Genomic DNA, 20,387 nt, shown 5'->3' with positions numbered 1-20,387 from the left:
CTGTAGGGTGTGCTTCCCAGTTCTAAGTAAATCCTGTTAATTTCTTTAAGAATAGTTCACCAGCTTCTTCCAAATTACCATCCAGAGAAAACGTCAAGCTGCGGACTCGAATATCACGAATTTTAACATCAAGGGGTTGAGTTAAAGGAGCTGGATATACTAAAACTGCCTCTTGGCAATCTTGTGTGATGGCATAAATTACTACTTGGTTAAAGTCATCACGAGATGGACTAATAGGGATTTTATACTTAGTATCGAGAATCCAGTATGTTTTCTCAGTCGCTATCTCGTACAGTACTAAATCAATGTAAAAATATAATGTCTTGTCGATGTCTACTCTTTCGAGTATCTTAATGCCAAAGCCACTGGGTAAGTGCGATTTTAACCATTCAGCCACAAAGCGTTCATAGAGTTTTGCCATGTTAACTAGAAAGGGCAACATGGTATTACTACCTGTTTGATGACTTGGTCCGCTGTGTTCAAGAAAAAAGCGGCAAAGAGCATGTAATTTTTGGTAATTCTGATTGAGCCGATTATAGTTTCGTCCGATACAATCCCTAGGGCTATAAGGTTGTATGGTAACAAGGTTTTGTAGGGCATGATAGGCTTGGCGCAACATGGGACTTACTTTAGCGCTATATAAACCCGTGCGACAGATACAGTGGAGTGTCCAGGCGATAATCTGATTATCTTCGATGTCACTAGTGTGTTGGTCGTAATGGCAGTTAAGTTTAATATCCCATGGCTTCTGGATAGTTTGCTGTACATCCAAACGCCCCCGAAGGTATGCTAATTGACCAGTTGTGGGGATGTAGGTGCGGTAGAGTCCTTGGCGAATGCGATCGCGTATGCCATTAATGAGGATACTGACCAGGTAATCGTAAAATTCTTCTAGAGATTTACAATCAATCAACCCCTCTAGAATCTGAAAGCTTCTTAGGTCATAAGCATAGTCCAGCATTCCGAAAAGATTGTTTATGGGGACTTTCGGCTGGAGTTGGATGCTCAGTTCATTGCTTAGGGGAATATAACCTACCCATCCTTGAGAGGTTAGTTGCCAGTAATCCCCGGTTTTGGAGTATTCAAGATTTACTGTTACCTGATTGCTGTATTTTTGCTGCAATTCATCGATTAGCGATTCTGGAATCTGGTAACGTGGAATCTTATCTGGCTGATACTCCGTTAGTTTGATTATTCTCATTTTTTATAGGGCTACGCCCAGGGAATAGGGAGTAGGGAGTAGGGAGTAGGCAGTAGGCAGTAGGCAGTAGGGGTAAGAACATTGAATTTACCTCATAAGTATTTTAAACGCTATAATTTTAATTTTTAATTTTTAATTTTTAATTCTTAATTTTTAATTCTTAATTTTATAGTGTCCCAGCGAAATTGGTCTAGTTTGTCCCGTTGATCGAAAAAGTATTCTTCTAGATATGGCTCAATTTCCCTTTGCCAGATATCTTCAATTTCCTCAGCTATAGTTTCTAGGAGAAAGAAGGAGATTCCCAGGGAGTAGTTAGGATCTGCGATCGCATTATTTATTTGTTCGAGTATCTTAATCAATCCATTAACTGGAAAATCCGTTGTTTCGTGATATCGTCTCAGGATTTCATAGTTGGGATAGAGCCGAATAAATGCAAAGCGACGGCGAAATGCCTGATCAACTAGAGCAATAGAACGGTCTGCCGTGTTCATAGTACCGATGATCCGAACATTTTTCGGGATACTGAATAGTTGATTACTGCCAGCTAAGGGAATTTTTTGATCCCGGTACTCTAGTAGATACAATAATTCTCCAAACACACTAGCGAGGTTAGCACGATTAATTTCATCGATGATTAGAACACAAATTCCTCGCCGAGACTCAGCTTTCTTACAGAATTCTATAAATCTACCTGGAACTAAAGGATATCTCAATTTCCCATTTTGACTTTGTGGACGAATACCTTGAATAAAGTCTTCATAGGAATAGGCAGGATGGAATTGGACAAGTTCTGTGAATCCATCACTTCCACTGATTAAATGGTTAGCAATTTTTTGAGCACTATAGGTTTTACCTGTACCTGGTGGGCCGTAAAAAATTCCTTGTCCTTTGCGTTCAATAGCACGTATCCATCCCTCTAACTCTGCTATATCAAAACCAGTATCTTTAGCACATTGGCTTACCGTATACTCCTCTGGTAACGCTATCCTTGAAGCATCAGTGGTAAATTCGATCACCTCCTCTTTACCCGAAAAATTATACCCTTTAACCGCAACTAACCAGTAGCAAAACATATCGAATAAATCATTATCCCTGAGCACTGGTACACCCGGTTGATGCATAGTGTTATCTAATGCTTTAATCAGCTTCAATCCAGCAGCATTTGCTGCTGGATAATCTGTCAGTCTCTTTCCGTAGGATGTATTAACAAAATAATTGATAACCTGTCGAGAATTATCATTGATTAACAGAAACCTATCTGGTTGCAGCCCATTGAGGAGATTCGTCAGCATTTCCGTCGGAAAACCTTTAGAGTATTCCCCTGTAGAAAACTGATCACAAGCTGCTGATAACTGATTAGGATGCTTAGTGCAGCGACCAACAAATTCAAGGATGTCGTAACCAATCTGCTCTACTAACCTTTGTATCCATTGCTGCTGGGATATCAGTGTTGACGGCAATTGTAATTCTAAATAATTATCATATTTTCTAGGAATAGTTAGTATCCATGAACCATCACCCTCACCATATTGACTATTCAACGTAATCGCCAATTCTCTATCAGGGAATAGCTGAAATAGTATCGGTTCTGTTATAGCTTCTCCAGACTCCACTATGGCAGAGATAGCTTCAAAATTCCGACACCAAAGGCGACGCTGCTCTTTGTAGGTTGCCATGTGACTTAACCCAACCGGTGTGTAGGGATATGAACTGATAAATTCCTGAAATAGACTGACCAATTCAGCTTTCTTATCCCCCACCATACTATCCACCTAATTTTTTTTATTAGAACATGTTTGAGACATTATAAAATTTTAGTTAGTTAGTCATTGATTCTCACTAGTGGGTTATTGGCTTGCTATTATCCATTATCTATTCTCCATGACCCATTCCAAAATACCTTCTTAGCAAATATTTAGCTAATTGATATAAGGCTCTGACATAATTTCCATTTTATTTTGTACAATAGACTTAAGATGCTCAAATTGACTAGTCGTCAAGTAATGATAAGATTGTGGAGGTCTAAAGTTAGCCCATTTTGCTCTCAAATCTTGTAAGGTTACTGGTGGCTCAAAATGTTCTATGAGTTTTAAGCAAATCCCATAACCGACGGCGGCTTCCTCATAATACTCATTAAAATCTTTTTTTTCTATACCAGCATTGTCCTTTACTTTATACCAAAGGATATCCGGGCGGTCTTGAATAACGTCTTCCACTTCAAAAAAACCCGATAAAACCTTATCTGGAGCCGAGACATAAACCACAACAATATCCCCTGGTACTAATCGAGGACGCACCCGACGAAGTTCAATTTTTTTGGTTCCCTTGAATAATTGATTAGCATATTTAGGACGAATTGATAATAACAACACATTGGGCATTGTTAACACGAGTAATTTTTAGTAATTTTGGGTGCCTTCTCTATATATCATTGTAAATTGTTCCTTATCAATCCGCAACGGTGATTGAAGTGTTACACGCTTACCAAGTATTTCTTGAATTTCAGGCAAATCTATAGGATTTTTAAACAGTTCAGTATCACTAAATCGAAGCGCCATCAGCTTTTTATTAGGATCATTTTTGGTAAGCTTCATTAAATCTTCTAATTCATATACACCCAATCGACGAAACTGTTGATGGAGATTTTTAGGTTTGTTTACGACTACTTCATCAAGTCTAGAGCACGCTCTGACCTTTCCTGTGCCGCAATACTTTTTATTATAGCTTACATACCAAAAAATTCTACCAACAACCCCTGGTTTTAAGCCACCATTACCTCGATGGCTTCGATAATAGACAAGTTCACGTTTTAGCGCCAGATCAGTTTCCGATCTCCATAGGAGCTGGTTAGCTAAGTCTTCATCGAATAATTCCTTTGCCCATTCTGCTTGAATAGGAATGATTATAGTAGGAAGATCAGCATCAATAATTTTTGCTGGCCACAGTATGCGTTCAACGTCTAGCGTTGTTTTTACCGCTGTGGTTAATTTATCAGTTTTGAGGGTATCAGCAATTTTTAGGCAAAAGTTATAATCTTGACTTCGATTCGCTAAAGTAGTGAGATAGTCTGATAATTCTGTCGCCGTAACCGCAACGGCAAGATTGGCATTTAAATAACCATCCTTAACTTTAAAAAATGCATCATCTTGAATACCGCTAAGAATAGTGTGATCCAAATAAGGTTCAGTAATTCGTGTAAATGGCAGATTTTCACGTACTGACAGGGATATAAACCAAAAAATTAAGTGCCGCGCCAGGGTTTCTTCAAGAGGACCAGATCTAACCCGAAAAATTGGAACGTTTAACTCATATTTTTTATGGGTATGATACGCAATTAAAGCTAGGGGATTATTTTCTGACTGGAGAATAATATAACAATTAAATTTATCAGGATTAGCAATAATATAGCCCAGCCTTCCTTGAAAATCACTAAGTTTTTCTCCCTTAGGACTAACCAAAAATCTTTGACTCAAGAAAGGTACCTGATCTAATTTCTGAACAACTTGTCTAGTGATACCTGTGCCTGCTAAGCGTACAGGCTGATAGTTAATATATTCGTGAAGGTAATCTAGCTTAACAATTAAACTAGTAGGACTAAGGATTGATAAGTTAAATTCCTCATTGATAGCATCTGCGATCGCTAGTATTTGTGAATTACGAGTCAAAAAAAATGGTGCATCTGAAGCTATGGCTATAGCTAACTGACGCAGTTCAGATTTCTTGAGAGTTATCTGAGTTGATAACAAAACCTTGGTTAGAGCGCGACAAGCTGTTTGAAAGTCTTTCTGATTGTAAGGGAGTTGAGTAAAGGTATCGGCTAACTGGCGTTTAGCATTCCTTTGTTTAGTATCATCAATAGTATTGATAACCTTAAATATTTCATTAGTTATACATAACTCCAAGTCAGGCTGTAACCAATCAGCTAGTAGAGAGTCGGATTCTGTCTTTGACCTAGCTTCATCTCCTTGCAAGTCAAAAAACACGCTGGTATCAATGACTGCACATAATTTAGACTCAAGTTTTTGGGTAGCAACCGTAGAAAATAGGGTGGGATGGTCGTGATCGCGCCACCAAACGGTAAGTAGTTTTCCATCCTTGCTCCTTCCGGGTTTTTCAGCCAAAGGAACAAAGTCTAAGTGAGACCACATTTTATGTAATTCATAATCACGACGGCATTTGAGTTTAATGCCGTAAAAGTCCTGAGTGTTCTGACTTAGATAATTAACCAGCTTTCTAGCAATCCCCTTACCACGCCATGATGGCTCGATGCACAGATGAACAATAACGATGATATTATGCCTACGCACCTTCCGGTATAACAAATAACCGGTACACTTTTTTTCAGGAGTAAGAGCCACAAGTATTTGACGACTTAGTGCGTGTTGATCAAACGCTCCTTCAGGAAAATGACCAAGAGTGGTTGCGTGTGCTCGTCCCAAGGCCTTGACTGTCCTTAGGTGCAGGGATTTTTCATCAATTGTTTCAATTTGAAGCTCTATCTTTTGTGTCACGTTACCAATTACCAATTACCAATGGCCATTACCAATTACTATGCATGGAATCGACCCTATTGTACGTGATTAAGCATACCTAATCTTACTGGTTAGAAGGAAACCACTTTTGCTCTAGGTTGGTCAGTTCTCCGTCTTCCTGTAATTGCAAAATAATTCGGTTGATTGGCTCGCGATAATGACTACCTTGAGGCAAAACTATGCCGTAGTCTTGTTCAGCAAACAACTCACCTACAATCTGGTATTCTCGATTTTGTGAGGTTTGGTAAAGTAACGTTGGTGAATCATAAACTATAGCCTGGACTTGCCCCGCTTTGAGAGCTTTGTATGCATCTTCCACCTGCTCAAATTCAATCAGCTTGACTGGCTGTTGATTCATATATCTGGCAGAGGTCGTGTCTGGGACAGTAGCAACCTGTTTTCCGAATAGATCGATAAGATCAGAAATATTCGATTCAAGAGGATCAGCTGTGATGGCTGCGGTGAAGTAGGCAACCACGAATAATCCAGTAAACATCCAAACAATTACTACCAAACGCCCCACAACACTAACGGGAGATTTATCGCCATAGCCCACAATTGTAGCTGACGGGGGGACATAGCGGTTATAGCCCTTGCTATAACCGCTATGTCCCCCCGTCAGGGTAACTTCAACAAATCAGTCATTAAACTAAGTTGATTATTTGATGCCATAATTATCAAGTCGTAAGCATTAAGCTATCAGCGTGTCGCGTATCAGCTATCAGCTATCAGAGCTATCAGCATATGCTTAGATGGGCTTCCATACTTTCAATTTTCATTAATCTCGAACTATTAAATTCGACCGTTTCGCACGCTACGCGAACGGCGCAGGTTATGCGAACGAGGTTTATTTTAAGCTGACAGCTGACAGCTGACGGCTGAATGCTTACATCAAGTCTCTCTAGAAACCTCGACTGTTGACATAATTAGTTAATCATAAATATCCTGGTCAGTCAATACTTAAAAGACGTATGCGAATTTGTCCGTCAATTTCTAGATTAATAAATTGGCTTAATTTATAAGAGTTTTACACATCAAGTTCGGGAGAGCCGTTTTTGGAATCGGGGGAACCCTTTTTTTCCAGGTACTTTTGTCTTGCAGTTGTCGTATAAACGGGCGATTGATGACCGGAGATGAAACCAGATCAGAGGGTCGCCTTTATAGGCGATAGGCTATGCAGATGCATGGTTAAAACTCATGAAATAAGGCCGGAGATGAAACCTTAGAATAAAGAAGCCTTATTTCATATAACTTAAACTTATGATTCACAGACTGTCGCCTATAAAGGCTTCTTTATTCTTACGGTAACTTCTAACCACTCTTCTTACGGTAACTTCTAACCATGCTCGTTCAGCACGCTTACTGACGGGCAGTAGAGTTCAATTCGTTAGCAAATGGGAACTTTTTAGCGAGAACCGCACTATACTTATTGAGGTCAAACTTGTTAACCCCTTTGTTGTCCATCCAATACCTGAGACAGCTATTGCGAATGAATTTAACTGTACGAATAGCCTCATCTATCCCAGAGTATTGGTGCTTTTTCCCTTTAGCTTTGAACTCTAAAATTATCATCAGTTTATTAAACTGACCGTAAGAATAGTGAAGCCTTATAACAACAGTTTGAAACCTTTTAGCATAGCCGAACAACCATAAATGCGACCCTATTCTAAGGTTTTGTCTCTGACCTCAACTTCTTCCTATTTTATTCTACAACACTTAGACTAAAGTTTCGGGACTTTATAAGATATTTTGATCACGGCGCTTCAAGCCGCTATGGGCTTTTATCCCCGATCTAAAGAGACGGGTTTTTCAGCTTTTAGATTTTTATAAACTTAGGAAAAAAACCAAATGGAAACAAAAAAGAACTTGCTTCCTAAGCAATAATGTTCGTATTATATCACTACTGACCAGAAAAGGAGTGTTTGATGAGATTCCCCAAACAAGTAGCACCAGTCAAAAGACCGGATCTGATTCAACCCTATCGGGCAGTGGATGTAGTTCATGGTCGAGGCCAAGACTTGGTGACTATTCGCATGGACTTGACCCATGGTGCCAATTACAATGACCCAGCACCCTTTGCTTACCCTAGTTATCAGCAACTGAAAACCTCCGGCTGGGGCGGATGGTATTGATGTGGCGGTGCCCCTAGGTCAAACTAAGAGATGGGTAACAGTTACATAAGATGTCGTAAACCGTAACAAACACTAACAAACAGTAAAAAACAATTATGCCAGAAGAAGAAACTAAAACTCCCAGACGCGGTCGTCGCAGAAAAACCCAGGCGAAGCCAAAAGCAAAAGCTGCTCCTGCTGCTGCTCCTCCATCTGTTCAACCAGAGGTTGCTTCTCCATCTGTTCAACCAGAGCTTAATGAACAGGAAGAAAAGAAATCAGTGTTACTTGCTACTGGTCTAGAAGATTATGCCCGGTGGAAGGTTATGTTTAAAGACCAGAAGCCAGACAATGACCCCCCTTTCCGTCGGGGACGCATTTGGGCTTAATCAGGGCATGAGGGGATAAGGATAGCAGGGCTGTTTCTTGCGTCCGACTAAAATTTCACGGGTAGGGAGATAGGGAGATGGGGGAAATTTTTATTATATTAATGGTAATTATCCTGAAATGATAATAGCCTTCAATGGTCGTATTTTTACAAAAGCGATCCATCCCTACTCCCAGGGCGTGCGCTTGACCCGTAATTAAATTCGCTCAAGGTGCGCGCCTCCTAGGGTGAGTAAATCGCCCTTGGGTCGAACCTTGAGGGCTTTGCCGACGCGGGGCGCGAACGGGCGCGCACCGCTCCCTACTCCTTACTCCCTAAAACCACCAGACTAAAGTCCCTCATCCAATTGAGAACTGGTATATATGATTAACTACAACTATGGTAAAAAATCTGCTCAAAAAAGTCTCCTAAAAGTATTCCGTATACCCCTACAAGCTACTTTAATTGGGTTTTTCCTTATCAATGGAGGATGCTTAGCCCAGACAATTCCACTGACCGAAAATCTGATTAACCTCGATTCCGATCACGGAGAAAGGTTACTGATGGCAAGCCAAGCCCGAGAAGACTATTTGCCCCTAAGTATTCAGTTTGTCACTCAGGAAAACCTGGCTTACTGTGGAGTAGCTAGTATGGTCATGGTGCTAAATGCTTTATCAATTCAAGCTCCAGAGGCACCGGAATTTAGGACTAACCGCTTCACCCAGAAGAATGTTTTGAATGCCAAAACTGAGGAAGTGCGCATGGCTGAGGTGATTGCTCGTCGGGGCATGACTTTGGAACAATTAGCAGGATTATTGGAAACTTATCCAGTTAGAGCAGAGGTTTACCATGGTGGTGATTTGACCCTGGATCAGTTTCGCAACATAGTGGTAAAGAATTTGCAAGAAGCGGAAAATTTTGTCTTAGTCAATTACTTACGCAAAGCCATTGCTCAGAAAACTGGGGGACATATTTCTCCTATAGCTGCCTACAACAAAGAAGCAGACCGTTTTCTGATCCTAGATGTCTCTCGTTACAAGTATCCTCCGGTCTGGGTCAAGGCTGAAGAATTGTGGCAAGCCATGGCGACTAAGGATTCAGAGTCTAAAAAGACACGGGGGTTTGTGCTGGTGAGTACCCGTTGATGGTCAAATTGATGGTCAAATTGATGGTCAAATTGATGGCATTCTCATTAATCTATCAATATTGAGGTTTATTTTAAGCTGACAGCTGACCGCTGACCGCTGTTCGCGTAGCGTGGCCTACGGCCAACGGCTTACAAATTAATCATTAAAATTAATCGGTTCTCCCATTGATCAATGTTTTGTCTGTGACCAGCAAAGACAGGAAAATAAGTAATGGCAAAAACACGATTGCCCAGCCAATTCCTAAAGCCCAGGCTGGGTATCCTTCATAGGGAGTCCTAATATCTTTTGAAAACTGGGTTGCCAGCAAAGCGACTAAAGCCATAGGAATCAGGTATTTTATAGAAAAATTCCACCATTTACCAACCGTCCAATCACTAACTTGGTTCATGTATCGTCGTAGCTTTTCTGCACCATATACCCATCCCACTAGGATAGATTGGAAAATAGCTACCAACATCAAGTTATAGTTAGTAACAAAATGATCTACAATATCTAAAATGTATAATCCAGCTCTGGTAGTATAAATAATTCCAGCAATAAATCCTCCTAAACAAACCCCGATTGAAACCTTAGCAACATTTCCCTGTTGTTGTTTGTCGAGGATAGTCGCATTCAAAGCTTCTACTAGGGAAAAAGCGCTGTCGATGCCTAGGGAAAGCAGCATCACAAAAAACAGCAGACTGAATAGCCAAGGCAAGGGCATCAAGCTTAAAGCTTCCGGGAAAACCACAAACGCTAGACCCGGACCAGAAGCAGCCAGCTCTGCCAAGGGGGTGTTGGTAACTCCTGCCATATATCCCAAGATTCCGAACACCACAAAACCGGAAAATAAGCTGATACCACTGTTGATCAAGGCAGTTAACCAGGTATCTTTAGCAATGTCATCCTCTGAGTTCTTGTAGCTAGCATAAGTCACCATAATTCCAAATCCCAGAGATAAGGTAAAGAAAATCTGTGAGAATGCTGCTGTCCAGACTTCCGGGTCAACTAATGCACTCCAAACTGGAGTAAGATACAGTCTCCAGCCATTGAGGAAACCTGGTAACGTTACTGCGCGTAATAACAATACCCCCAGTAAAATAATTGGAAGTGGAACGCTGTAAACAACGACTTTGCCCACACTGGTCGTGCCTTTCCAAACACAGAAATAAATCAAGACCCAGACTACAACTAGGGACCATAAGATTGGCCAGTTGATACCACCTAATACGTTGACCCCATCGCTGATTTGCAGAACACTATCAAAGAAGTAGCTTTTAGCATCACTCGACCACTTGACCCCAAAGGATGCTAGAAAGTAAATCAAGCTCCAGCCCATGACAACTGCATAATAGGAGACAATGATAAAGGCTGACATCAGGGCAAACAGACCGAGACTGCCGAAATTGGGGTGTAATTTCCTAAATGAGCCTATGGCTCCCCGTTGCATTTTTTGTCCTATCGCAAATTCCAGCATCAACAGTGGAACCCCAATTAGGACTAAAGCGATCAGGTAAGGGACTAGAAATGCTCCCCCACCGTATTTCCCAGCTAGGTAGGGAAAGCGCCACACATTGCCTAAGCCAACTGCAGAACCTACTGCTGCGAGGAGAAATACTGTTCTTGAAGCCCAACGTTGACGAGCCATCTACAATTCCCTCTATCTTCATAGTTCATGCTTCATACTTCATCCTTGATACTTCATCCTTTACAATTAATCCTTGATACTTCATACTTCTTTAAATTATTGCCATGGGTTTGCTTATTCCATCACAGGGAGTAGGGAGTAGGGAGTAGGGAGTAGGGAGTAGGGAGTAGAGAGTAGGAAAAAAATTATCTGTATCTCATTACTATGATCAACTTTTATAGCGTTTATCGCAGTTATAATATAGAGTCTTATTTGACGTTGATTTCCTGTTAGGTGCGCTTTCCGCATCTAATTATTAAATTCGCCACGGGTCGCACCTCTTGATGCAGCGGATCGCTATTCCCTATTCCCTGTTCCCAGATCCGCTGTTCCCTAAAATCCATAAAATTTTACCTCATAGCTATGAGAATTGCTATAGGTTTACATCTCAAATACAAACCCTATATTTCACTTCAACGTGCTTGGTAAATTGACGCCCAGTACTATCGCTCTTCCTGCCATAAACAAAGATAAAGCTAACCAAAGAAGATGAACGCTTTGAAACTGCCAAGAAGCCACAGCCATAGGTGCAAATCCCACCACCAAGGCGATTACGGTAGAATTACGTAAGGTTTGTCCTGCCGCTAAGCCCAGAAAATAACCATCCAGCATAAACGCAATGGAACCAAACCCTAACACCAGGAGTAACCAAGGAACATAGATAGTAATAGATTCGATCACCTCAGTGTGGTTTGTTAACAGCCCAAATAGTGTCTGGGGAAACAGGATAAACAGGAAAGCAAGGTTAAGTCCCAATAGCAAACTGCTTCCTCCGACAATTTTCAATAAAGGGATTAACTGCTCTTTTGCTCCCTGACCTTGTAAATTACCCGTCAGAGTTTCAGTAGCAAATGCCAATCCATCAATAAAATAAACAGCCAGCATGAACACCTCTAATATTAAAGCATTTTCTGCCAAGATTGTGGTCCCCAAAGCTGAGCTCATATTGGTAAAAATAGACAAGGTAAAAATAATCGCTAAGGTTCTAATAAAAAGATTACTATTTAGGGTAAAAGTAGCTATTATTTCCGACAAGTTCCAAATTCGCCTCGCTACTGATATTACCTCTTGCCACTGGATTTCTCGCGTCACTAAAACTAGTCCCACTACAACAATCACGTATTGACTAACTGCTACGGATACTCCAGCGCCAGCGCTTTCCCAACCCCAGCGAATAATAGTAAAGTAATCGCAAACTATATTAGCGGTGTTACCGATAATGGACAGCAGCAACACCTTACCACTCATTTCTCTACCGAGAAACCAACCAATCAGTACGAAATTGAGTAATGTTGCAGGAGCTCCCCAAATTCGAGCATTAAAATAGGCAATACCAGAAAATTTGACATCTGGTGTAGCACTTAACAGAGCAAATCCAAGCTCTCTGAGAGGATAGTGTAAACTTAAGATAAGTACACCTAAAATCAGAGCAATTAAGCCATTACGAAGTCCCACCAGCAACATCGCATCTCGGTCATTTCGTCCAACGGCTTGAGCGGTTACCCCAGTAGTTCCCATCCGTAAAAACCCCAAACTTTTGTAGATGAAGTTAAACAGGATAGTAGCGATTACGACTCCAGCTAAGTGGCGGATTTGATCTAAATGACCCAAGAAAGCCACGCTGATTAAACCCGCAAGGGGTACGGTCAGATTAGACAGAATATTGATGATCGCCAATTTCCAGAAGCGATAGAGCACATTGTCTTGGTTTGAGCAAGTAAAAGTCATCAATTAACCTTAATAGTTAGGGCATTTTTAATGGTAAAATCAAGGTAGTTTAACCTTTTTTATTAAGTCAGATTAGTGGCTTGATTAAATAGTATAGCCAATACTATTTTTCTAGTAAGAGATTAATAGAGATCGATTAATCGACTATAATATAAAGAATGTACGCCGAACCTAACCATAAAGATGAAACTGATGATTGATTTAAGGAGTTTAAAAAAATTACCTATAAAGGATATCATATAAAAAGTGTAAAGACTAGTTGCCAGATTAACAGCAAGGCACTTGCACAAGCTAAAATCAATAAGCTGTTAATTTTTAACTACTGACGGCGGAAACTAAGGATGAGTAAAGTCAAGACGATTCAAAAACTACACGCGGAATGGGTGACATCAGAGAACTTTCAGCCCTACGGTCAAGTCATCTTTGCCAGTGAAGACGGCAAACCCTATGATAACGATGATGCTCAGTTAAACCTCGAAAATGGGATATCCCGGTTTTATATCATGCGGCTACACCACAACGGTCGTAAGTTTGATAAAATAACTCGCCACGTCCAATGTACTCAGTGTCTCGGTTCTCTAGAAGGCAAAGACTGGTTCATGGCTGTAGCTCCTCCCACTCAGGATGACCGACCCGTTTTAGAGGATATTGCGGCTTTTCGGATTCCAGGTAACTGCTTTATTAAATTAGAAGTAGGAACTTGGCACGCTGGTCCCTATTTTGACCAAGAATTTATAGATTTCTACAATTTGGAACTTGCTGATACCAATGTCGTAGATCATTTTACCCATGATTTTCTAGACAGCCATCAGTTACAGTTTGAAATTGTTATAGCAAAGGGAGTAGGAAGTAGGGAGTAGGAAGTAGGGAGTAGGAAGTAGGGAGTAGGGAGTAGGGAGTAGGGAGTAGGTAAAATGTCCTCAAAAATTATCACAATTCCTACGCAGATACCTAGAGTAAATGATAAACTGTAATGGGTAATAACAAGTAAATCATAATCCCATAATTAGTCACAACATAATAAAAAAAAATAAGCAAAAGTAACTAATGACTAATAGTATTGGAGAACGAATCAGTTATCAAATAATCAAATATGAACACTTTTCCCTGTTCCCGATTCCCGATTCCCGATTCCCTACCTTGACAGGTAAATTTTTAACTTGGTGCCAAATATGACGAATGACTAATAAAAAAGGAAACCTATGACAGTAAACATCCAAAAATTCTATAAAGCCTGTAATCCCAGCAAAACCTTAACGGTAGAACAGCCTGAAGACCGTAATTATTATATCGATTTTTCCTCAGTGCGAGGGGGCAAGATCATTGAGGAGTTGAAGGACAATATCACCTTCTTCTCCATGGATGAGCCGACCTGTGAGCTATTTACTGGACATATTGGTTGTGGGAAATCTACGGAATTACTGCGGTTGAAATCCGAATTGGAAGAAGCTGACTTTCACGTGGTCTATTTTGAGTCTTCTCAAGACTTGGAAATGGGAGATGTAGATGTTGGGGACATTTTACTCGCTATTGCTCGTCGAGTCAGTGAAAGCTTAGACAAAATTAAGCTAGGTGAACCGAAAGGCTTTAAAAAATTACTGGCAGGTGCGGCTAAACTATTGCTCACTGAAATTGAATTAAGCGGTCGGGTAGGAGTTCCTGGCATTGGTGAGGTTGGAGTAGACACGGAGGGGGCGGTTTCCCTAGCCGTTGGGATTGGTGAGATTACGGCTAAGGCTAAGGATAGCCCCGATCTGCGCAGTCGGTTACGGCAATATCTCGAACCTCAAACCAATCGGTTGTTAGAAGTGATTAACCAAGAATTGCTCGAACCTGCGATCGCAAACCTCCAACAAGTCGGGAAACAAGGGCTAGTGGTAATTGTAGATAACCTCGATCGGGTGGATGCTTCCCAGAAGCCTTGGGGACGTGATCAGCCGGAATATCTATTTGTGGATCGCGGAGCCCAGTTAAAGGGGTTACACTGTCATGTGGTCTATACCATGCCCCTAGCGCTACGATTTTCTAATGACTATAGTGCCTTGACTCAACGCTTTGTGGTAGATCCCAAAGTGTTACCAATGGTACCGGTAAGGTTACGAGATGGCACTCCCCATGAACAGGGCATGGCTCTGCTGCGACAAATGGTACTCGCTAGAGCCTTCCCTGATTTAGAGCCTGGGTCGCGTCTTGCTAGAGTAAAAGAGGTGTTCGACTCCCCTGACACTTTAGACCGCCTGTGTTACGCTAGCGGGGGTCATGTGCGAAATTTGCTTCGGTTCCTCAGTACCTGGATCAAGAAAGAAAGACGATTACCTCTGTCTCAAGGCATGTTAGAAACTGTAATTCGAGACCGGCGCAATGAACTAACCCTACCCATCTCAGACGATGAGTGGGAACTATTGTGTCATGTTGCTAAACACAAGAAGGTAGTTGGAGATGAAGGTTACCAAGTCTTGATCCGCAGCATGTTCGTCTATGAGTACCGAGACCAAGATGGGTCTTGGTTTGACGTTAATCCCATTTTGGCAGAAGCGGAAGGATTCAAATCATGCCTAGCTTATACCGCGTAGAAGATGCGGATGCCTACAACAAGAATTCAATGCAGGAACTCGCCTGGGCGATTGAGACGTCCCAAGGGGAGTTTTCCCTGATTTTAGCCCGCCGCAACTATGAAGCTTTACAGGATTACATTGTGCGGAAGTTGCGGCAAGTTTGTGCTATTGAGTTCCAGGAAATATACCTGAACCAGTCGGTTAAGAGTCTCTACACCACTATCTTGGAGCAGCTAGGGGATCAACAGCCAGCTGCAGTGATGGTCTTTGGTTTAGACTCCCTGAGCAACCTGGAGCAAGTACTAATCACTACCAACCAAGTGCGAGAGGAGTTTCGCAAGCATTGCCCCTTCCCTCTAGTGTTATGGGTCAATGACAACGTACTCCAAAAGCTGATTCGCTCTGTGCCGGATTTAGAGAGTTGGGCAACAACCACAGATTTTGTCCTCTCCTCCAATCAATTGACTGAAGCTCTAGCAGAACGAGAGAGTTATTTATTTACTCGTATTTTGGATGCCGGTGGGGATCAGTTCCTACCCAATACCGCTATTTTCGGTTCCAACTATCGCCGAGAATTGGACTCAGCTTTGAGGGATTTGCAAACTCGTGGAGATGTCTTAGACATAACCCAAGAAGCTAGTTTGCCATTTGTGCTTGGTCGAGAAGCTTATACTAATGGTCAGATCGAACAGGCGTTAGAGTATTATCAGCAAAGTTTAGCCTTTTGGCAGCAGCAATCTAGGAGCTGCGAAACACAACAGCAGAAAACACAACAGCAGACTAGTTTTACCTCCAGACTGGGTCGAACTACCCAAATACCTACTTCCCTCCGGACGTTGCCGAGAGACCCCTCAACCCCTTCACCAGTAGAACGTCAAGCTCTACTGCTGTTTCATATCGGTTTGTGTTATCTGAACCTGGCTGAACTCAATCGCTCCCAAACTCGTCACCACTGGATCACAGCCAGAGGGTATTTTCAAAAATGTATCGATACATTTGAACAAGCAAAACGCCCAGATTTAATCGCCAAGTTTATTACTAAACTTGGCGAAACCCTACAACGACTGGAAGCTTGGAAAGACTTACAAGGTCTGGCGCAACGCTCCCTGGTACTGCACAGAACCTATGGCAATTCACTGCAACTGTCTCAAGATTATGGATTTATCGCTGCAGTCGCCCTTCAAGACTGCCGTTGGATGGGCGCTCAGCAAGCAGCTAGGAAAGCGTTAGAACTCCTAACACGGTTAACTAATACCTCCGGACAGTATCAAATGTCCTATCTACTGCTTCTGGCTAAAGCGAAGGGGCATTTGGGTCTCTCGGAAGAAGCGATCGCTATCTTGGAAAGGGCTAAGGAAACCGGTCCAATGGATGCCCCACAACTTTATATTCGCATTTTGGAAAAATTGCGGACGCTTTATTTCCGGCAAAAGCAGTATCTAGAAGCCTTTCGGGTCAAACAAGAACGATTCTCCGTTGAGCAGCAGTACGGTTTCCGTGCCTTTATCGGACCTGGTCGGCTTAAACCTCATCTACGCCAAACTTCTACCTTACTCCTAGAGCAGGAAACTGCTGCGGAGGAAATCACTGCTTCTGTACGTCAGAACGATGTAGAGCGCTTAGTGGAACGTATTGGCAGCACCCAGCACAAACTGACAGTGATTTACGGTCAGTCAGGGGTAGGTAAGAGTTCCCTGCTAGAAGCTGGATTAGTCCCTACTCTCAAAACTAAGGTAATTGGAACCCGCGATGTCGTACCAATTTTGGTAAGGGTTTACACCGATTGGGTCAGGGAAGTCTGGAAATCCTTAGCATCTTCTCCGTTGAAAGTTGACCAGTTGAACGGTCAAGGGTTTTCTGGGTTGAAGGTTGACCGGTTGAAGGTTGTTCGCGTTCGCGGAGCGTCGCCTACGGCGAAAGCGTGGCCGAAAGGCCAAGGTTCACAGCAGTCTTCTCACCTGCAACATTCAACCCAAACTAACCTGCAACATTCAACCCAAACTAACCTGCAACATTCAACCCAAACTAACCTGCAACCAGCAACCCTTTTAGAGCAATTGCGACAAAATGAACATAGCAATTTGCTAACGGTGCTGATTTTTGACCAGTTTGAAGAGTTTTTCTTGATTTCGGATAATCCTACTGAAAGAAAACGCTTCTTTGATTTTTTACGGGAGTGTCTTCAGATTCCTTTCGTCAAGGTTATCTTGTCATTACGGGAAAATGATTTGTATTTTTTGTTGCAAGGTATTCGCTTTCAAAATTTTGATTCAATCAACAATAATATTCTCAACAAAGATATTCTTTATTATTTAGGTAATTTCTCCTTAGACGATTCTAAATCTATTATTCGCAGCCTAACCGAACGCTCTCAATTTTATTTAGAAGAAGCTTTAGTAAATACCTTAGTTCAGGAACTAGGCAGCAGTGAAGGAGAAGTTCGTCCCATTGAATTGCAGATAGTAGGAGCTCAACTACAAACTGAAGGAATTACTACCCTAGCTCATTATCGGAGAAAAGGTCCTAAAGAAAAATTGGTGCAGCGTTATCTGCAAGAAGTGATCGCAGATTGTGGCTCCGAGAATGAAAAAGCTGCTGAATTGATCTTGTATTTACTCACTGAAGAAAATAACACCCGCCCGCCTAAAACCCGCCAGGATTTGGAAAAAGATTTAAACGCCTTGGCAGTAGATTTAGCGATAGAAAAAATAGACCAGTTAGATTTAGTCTTAAATATCCTAGTCGAATCAGGATTAGTGGTGCTCTTACGAGAAAGTCCGGTTAACCGCTATCAACTGGTTCATGATTATCTAGTTTCTGTGATTCGCCAGCAGCAAGATAGCGAATTACTCGCCAAACTTAAGGAAGCCCAAGAGCAACATCGGCTTTCTCAAGCCCAGTTACAGAAGTCGATGATAGCACTGACCGGCTCCATTGCTCTAGTTGCTATGTTAGCGATCTCAACCGTTTCTGCTGCTATATTTTGGGCTCAAGCTAGAAACAACGAAATCACAGCTTTGATTAAATCCTCAGAAGCCCTTTACGGTTCCAATAATCATGCCCTCGATCCCCTAAAAGATGCGTTAGAGGCAGCAACCAAACTGAAGAGGTCACTTGGGGTCAGCTCTGAGACTAAGGATATAGCGATGAGTTCTCTAGAGAAAGCCTTTTATGGGGTCAGAGAGCGCAACCGCTTAGAAGGTCATACTGATACACTCAAAAGTGTTAGTTTCAGTCCCGACGGTGAGCTAATTGCTACAGCTAGTTCCGACAAAACTGTCAAAATCTGGTCCAAGGAAGGCAAAGAACTCTACACGTTAGCAGGAAAGGATGGACATCAGGATGAAATCAGAAGTGTTACCTTCAGTCCTGATGGCAAGTTGATTGCCACGGCTAGTAAAGATAAAACCGTTAAAGTCTGGCAACGGAATGGTAAGTTTATTCAAACCCTGACAGGGCATACTGATTTAGTTTGGAGTGTGCGTTTTAGCCCTGATCTCAAAAGCCTTGCTGCTTCTAGCGAGAATGGAAGAGTTATCATCTGGAGCCTCGAAGGCAAAAAACCCCAAATCTTCAAAGCCCATGATAAAGCAGTGCTCAGTATTAGTTTCAGCCCCGATAGCAAGGTGCTGGCAACCGGGAGTTTTGACAAAACGGTTAAACTCTGGCGTAGAAACAGGAATGGCTTGTACAAGAGAAAGCCTCTAACCATAAAAGCCCATGACGATGCGGTGTTCAGCGTCAGTTTCAGTCCCAAAGGTAAACTGATTGCTACTGGTAGTAAAGATCAGACTGTCAAACTCTGGAAACTTGACGGTACTCTGTATCAGACATTGGGAAAGGATGACCATGAAAGTCATGAAAGTACTGTGACTAGCATCAGTTTCAGTCCAGACGGTCAGACCCTTGCTAGCGCTAGTGCTGACAATACCGTCAAACTCTGGAATCGAAATGGCCAGCTACTCGAAACCCTTACCGGTCATAGCGATTGGGTATGGAGCGTTAATTTCAGCCCCGACAGCCAGACCCTTGCTAGCGCTAGTGCTGACAAAACGGTTAAACTTTGGAGTCGTCGATACGGTAATGAACTCCCTATTCCCACAGGGGATGAGAATACCGTTTACAGCGTCAGTTATAGCCCCGACGGTCAGACTATGGCTACCGCTAGTAAGAACAACACGATCCAACTGTGGAGCTTAAACGGTGAATTGCAGCGAACTCTGACTGGTCATACCGGTTGGGTTTGGGGTGTTAGTTTTAGCCCTGATGGTGAGACTATTGCTAGCGCTAGTGCAGACAAGACTGCCAAAATCTGGAATAAGAATGGTAAGTTACTGCACACCCTATCTGGTCATGAGAATGTGGTTAGGAGTATCACTTTCAGTCCCGATGGCAAAATTATCGCTACGGCTAGTAGGGACAAAACAGTTAAACTCTGGAATCAGAATGGTATTGAGATTAGAACTCTAACTGGTCATACCAATTGGGTAAATAGCGTCAGGTTCAGTCCTGATGGTGAGACTATTGCTACGGCTAGTCTTGACCAAACCGTCAAACTCTGGAATGTTAGTGATGGCAAGGAACTGCAAACCCTTGATGATCATGACGATTGGGTTGTCAGTGTCGGTTTCAGCCCCGATGGTAAAACCCTGGCCTCTGCTAGCAGGGATAACACAGTTAAACTCTGGAATCTTAGTAATGGTAAGGAACTAACATCTCTTGAAGGTCATGACAATACCGTCTGGAGTGTGGTGTTTAGTCCCGATGGTGAAACCATTGCTACAGCTAGTGCTGACCAAACTGTCAAGCTTTGGAACAGGAAAGGTAAACAACCTCAAACCTTTTATGGCCATGATGATGCTGTAGTTAGCCTTAGTTTTAGTCCCGATGGCAAAACTATTGCTTCTTCAGATTCATCTGCTAGAGTAATTATATGGAATTTAGAGACTATCAGACATTCTGATCAACTACACTCCCTTGCTTGCGATTGGCTGCAGGATTATCTAAAGCACAATACTAATGTCAATAAGAGGGAGCGTCGTTGGTGTCGTTAGTGGTTCCCTGCTGAGTCCTGATTCT

General features: G+C 42.1%; 15 protein-coding genes and 1 pseudogene. 7 read left to right on the top strand and 9 right to left on the bottom strand.

Annotated elements, in window-relative coordinates; genetic code table 11:
* Positions 1-22 precede the first annotated feature (22 nt).
* The 6 genes and pseudogenes from BJP34_RS29930 to BJP34_RS29905 form a co-directional block, all read right to left on the bottom strand.
* A complete protein-coding gene (locus tag BJP34_RS29930; RefSeq protein WP_070395495.1) occupies positions 23-1,201 on the bottom strand; it encodes an McrC family protein in 1,179 nt (392 codons plus the stop codon).
* Between the two features lie 146 nt (positions 1,202-1,347).
* Complete coding sequence (locus tag BJP34_RS29925; RefSeq protein ID WP_070395494.1) at positions 1,348-2,964, bottom strand: McrB family protein; 1,617 nt, start codon at positions 2,962-2,964, stop codon at positions 1,348-1,350.
* A 156-nt stretch (positions 2,965-3,120) separates the two neighbouring features.
* Positions 3,121-3,582, bottom strand: a complete 462-nt coding sequence (locus BJP34_RS29920; RefSeq protein WP_070395493.1) for an ASCH domain-containing protein — start codon at positions 3,580-3,582, stop codon at positions 3,121-3,123.
* An 18-nt stretch (positions 3,583-3,600) separates the two neighbouring features.
* Positions 3,601-5,712, bottom strand: a complete 2,112-nt coding sequence (locus BJP34_RS29915) for a GNAT family N-acetyltransferase (protein ID WP_229424093.1) — start codon at positions 5,710-5,712, stop codon at positions 3,601-3,603.
* Positions 5,713-5,797: 85 nt separating this feature from the next.
* On the bottom strand, positions 5,798-6,289 hold the full coding sequence (locus BJP34_RS29910) for an ion channel (protein ID WP_070395491.1): 492 nt from the start codon (positions 6,287-6,289) through the stop codon (positions 5,798-5,800).
* 775 nt (positions 6,290-7,064) lie between these two features.
* Positions 7,065-7,305: pseudogene (locus BJP34_RS29905) on the bottom strand (RNA-guided endonuclease TnpB family protein); the annotation flags it as partial.
* Between the two features lie 353 nt (positions 7,306-7,658).
* Between BJP34_RS29905 and BJP34_RS29900 the strand changes: the two are divergent.
* The 3 genes from BJP34_RS29900 (at position 7,659) to BJP34_RS29890 (ending at position 9,356) form a co-directional block, all read left to right on the top strand.
* Positions 7,659-7,865, top strand: a complete 207-nt coding sequence (locus tag BJP34_RS29900) for a cyanobactin biosynthesis system PatB/AcyB/McaB family protein (RefSeq protein ID WP_070395490.1) — start codon at positions 7,659-7,661, stop codon at positions 7,863-7,865.
* A 95-nt stretch (positions 7,866-7,960) separates the two neighbouring features.
* Positions 7,961-8,233 (top strand): cyanobactin biosynthesis PatC/TenC/TruC family protein, encoded by a 273-nt coding sequence (locus BJP34_RS29895; RefSeq protein WP_083305419.1) that lies wholly within the window; start codon positions 7,961-7,963, stop codon positions 8,231-8,233.
* 361 nt (positions 8,234-8,594) lie between these two features.
* Positions 8,595-9,356, top strand: a complete 762-nt coding sequence (locus BJP34_RS29890; protein WP_070395489.1) for a phytochelatin synthase family protein — start codon at positions 8,595-8,597, stop codon at positions 9,354-9,356.
* A gap of 151 nt (positions 9,357-9,507) precedes the next feature.
* Here BJP34_RS29890 and BJP34_RS29885 read toward each other — a convergent pair whose 3' ends face one another.
* The 3 genes from BJP34_RS29885 to gntT all read right to left on the bottom strand — a co-directional run bounded on the left by BJP34_RS29885 (position 9,508) and on the right by gntT (position 12,753).
* On the bottom strand, positions 9,508-10,986 hold the full coding sequence (locus tag BJP34_RS29885; RefSeq protein WP_070395488.1) for a sodium-dependent transporter: 1,479 nt from the start codon (positions 10,984-10,986) through the stop codon (positions 9,508-9,510).
* Positions 10,987-11,100: 114 nt separating this feature from the next.
* Positions 11,101-11,274, bottom strand: coding sequence for a hypothetical protein (locus BJP34_RS44805; RefSeq protein ID WP_158517543.1), 174 nt, complete (start codon positions 11,272-11,274; stop codon positions 11,101-11,103).
* Positions 11,275-11,433: 159 nt separating this feature from the next.
* Positions 11,434-12,753: a guanitoxin biosynthesis MATE family efflux transporter GntT gene (gene gntT / locus BJP34_RS29880; RefSeq protein WP_083305418.1), complete on the bottom strand. Its 1,320-nt coding sequence runs from the start codon at positions 12,751-12,753 to the stop codon at positions 11,434-11,436.
* A gap of 341 nt (positions 12,754-13,094) precedes the next feature.
* On the opposite strand from gntT, the gene BJP34_RS29875 reads away from it, so the two are divergent.
* The 4 genes from BJP34_RS29875 (at position 13,095) to BJP34_RS29865 (ending at position 20,362) form a co-directional block, all read left to right on the top strand.
* Positions 13,095-13,613: an ureidoglycolate lyase gene (locus tag BJP34_RS29875; protein WP_070395486.1), complete on the top strand. Its 519-nt coding sequence runs from the start codon at positions 13,095-13,097 to the stop codon at positions 13,611-13,613.
* A 187-nt stretch (positions 13,614-13,800) separates the two neighbouring features.
* Positions 13,801-13,929, top strand: a complete 129-nt coding sequence (locus BJP34_RS49655) for a hypothetical protein (protein WP_267876411.1) — start codon at positions 13,801-13,803, stop codon at positions 13,927-13,929.
* A 26-nt stretch (positions 13,930-13,955) separates the two neighbouring features.
* Positions 13,956-15,326: an AAA family ATPase gene (locus tag BJP34_RS29870; protein ID WP_070395485.1), complete on the top strand. Its 1,371-nt coding sequence runs from the start codon at positions 13,956-13,958 to the stop codon at positions 15,324-15,326.
* Complete coding sequence (locus BJP34_RS29865; protein WP_083305417.1) at positions 15,305-20,362, top strand: eIF2A-related protein; 5,058 nt, start codon at positions 15,305-15,307, stop codon at positions 20,360-20,362. The genes BJP34_RS29870 and BJP34_RS29865 overlap by 22 nt, the downstream gene beginning before the upstream one ends.
* The last annotated feature ends 25 nt before the right edge of the window (positions 20,363-20,387 follow it).

Source organism: Moorena producens PAL-8-15-08-1 (assembly GCF_001767235.1).
Lineage (GTDB): Bacteria > Cyanobacteriota > Cyanobacteriia > Cyanobacteriales > Coleofasciculaceae > Moorena > Moorena producens_A.
The sequence above is the reverse complement of the archived record's forward strand: the minus strand, read 5'-3'. Positions and strand labels throughout refer to the sequence as shown.

Excerpts from the sequence above, each read along its gene's own strand:
- BJP34_RS29930 (WP_070395495.1), bottom strand. The coding sequence starts at position 1,201 with ATGAGAATAATCAAACTAACGGAGTATCAGCCAGATAAGATTCCACGT.
- BJP34_RS29920 (WP_070395493.1), bottom strand. The coding sequence starts at position 3,582 with ATGCCCAATGTGTTGTTATTATCAATTCGTCCTAAATATGCTAATCAA.
- BJP34_RS49655 (WP_267876411.1), top strand. The coding sequence starts at position 13,801 with ATGACTAATAGTATTGGAGAACGAATCAGTTATCAAATAATCAAATAT.
- gntT (WP_083305418.1), bottom strand. The coding sequence starts at position 12,753 with ATGACTTTTACTTGCTCAAACCAAGACAATGTGCTCTATCGCTTCTGG.
- BJP34_RS29885 (WP_070395488.1), bottom strand. The coding sequence starts at position 10,986 with ATGGCTCGTCAACGTTGGGCTTCAAGAACAGTATTTCTCCTCGCAGCA.
- BJP34_RS29890 (WP_070395489.1), top strand. The coding sequence starts at position 8,595 with ATGATTAACTACAACTATGGTAAAAAATCTGCTCAAAAAAGTCTCCTA.
- BJP34_RS29900 (WP_070395490.1), top strand. The coding sequence starts at position 7,659 with ATGAGATTCCCCAAACAAGTAGCACCAGTCAAAAGACCGGATCTGATT.
- BJP34_RS29895 (WP_083305419.1), top strand. The coding sequence starts at position 7,961 with ATGCCAGAAGAAGAAACTAAAACTCCCAGACGCGGTCGTCGCAGAAAA.
- BJP34_RS29865 (WP_083305417.1), top strand. The coding sequence starts at position 15,305 with ATGCCTAGCTTATACCGCGTAGAAGATGCGGATGCCTACAACAAGAAT.
- BJP34_RS29875 (WP_070395486.1), top strand. The coding sequence starts at position 13,095 with ATGAGTAAAGTCAAGACGATTCAAAAACTACACGCGGAATGGGTGACA.
- BJP34_RS29870 (WP_070395485.1), top strand. The coding sequence starts at position 13,956 with ATGACAGTAAACATCCAAAAATTCTATAAAGCCTGTAATCCCAGCAAA.
- BJP34_RS44805 (WP_158517543.1), bottom strand. The coding sequence starts at position 11,274 with ATGCGGAAAGCGCACCTAACAGGAAATCAACGTCAAATAAGACTCTAT.
- BJP34_RS29925 (WP_070395494.1), bottom strand. The coding sequence starts at position 2,964 with ATGGTGGGGGATAAGAAAGCTGAATTGGTCAGTCTATTTCAGGAATTT.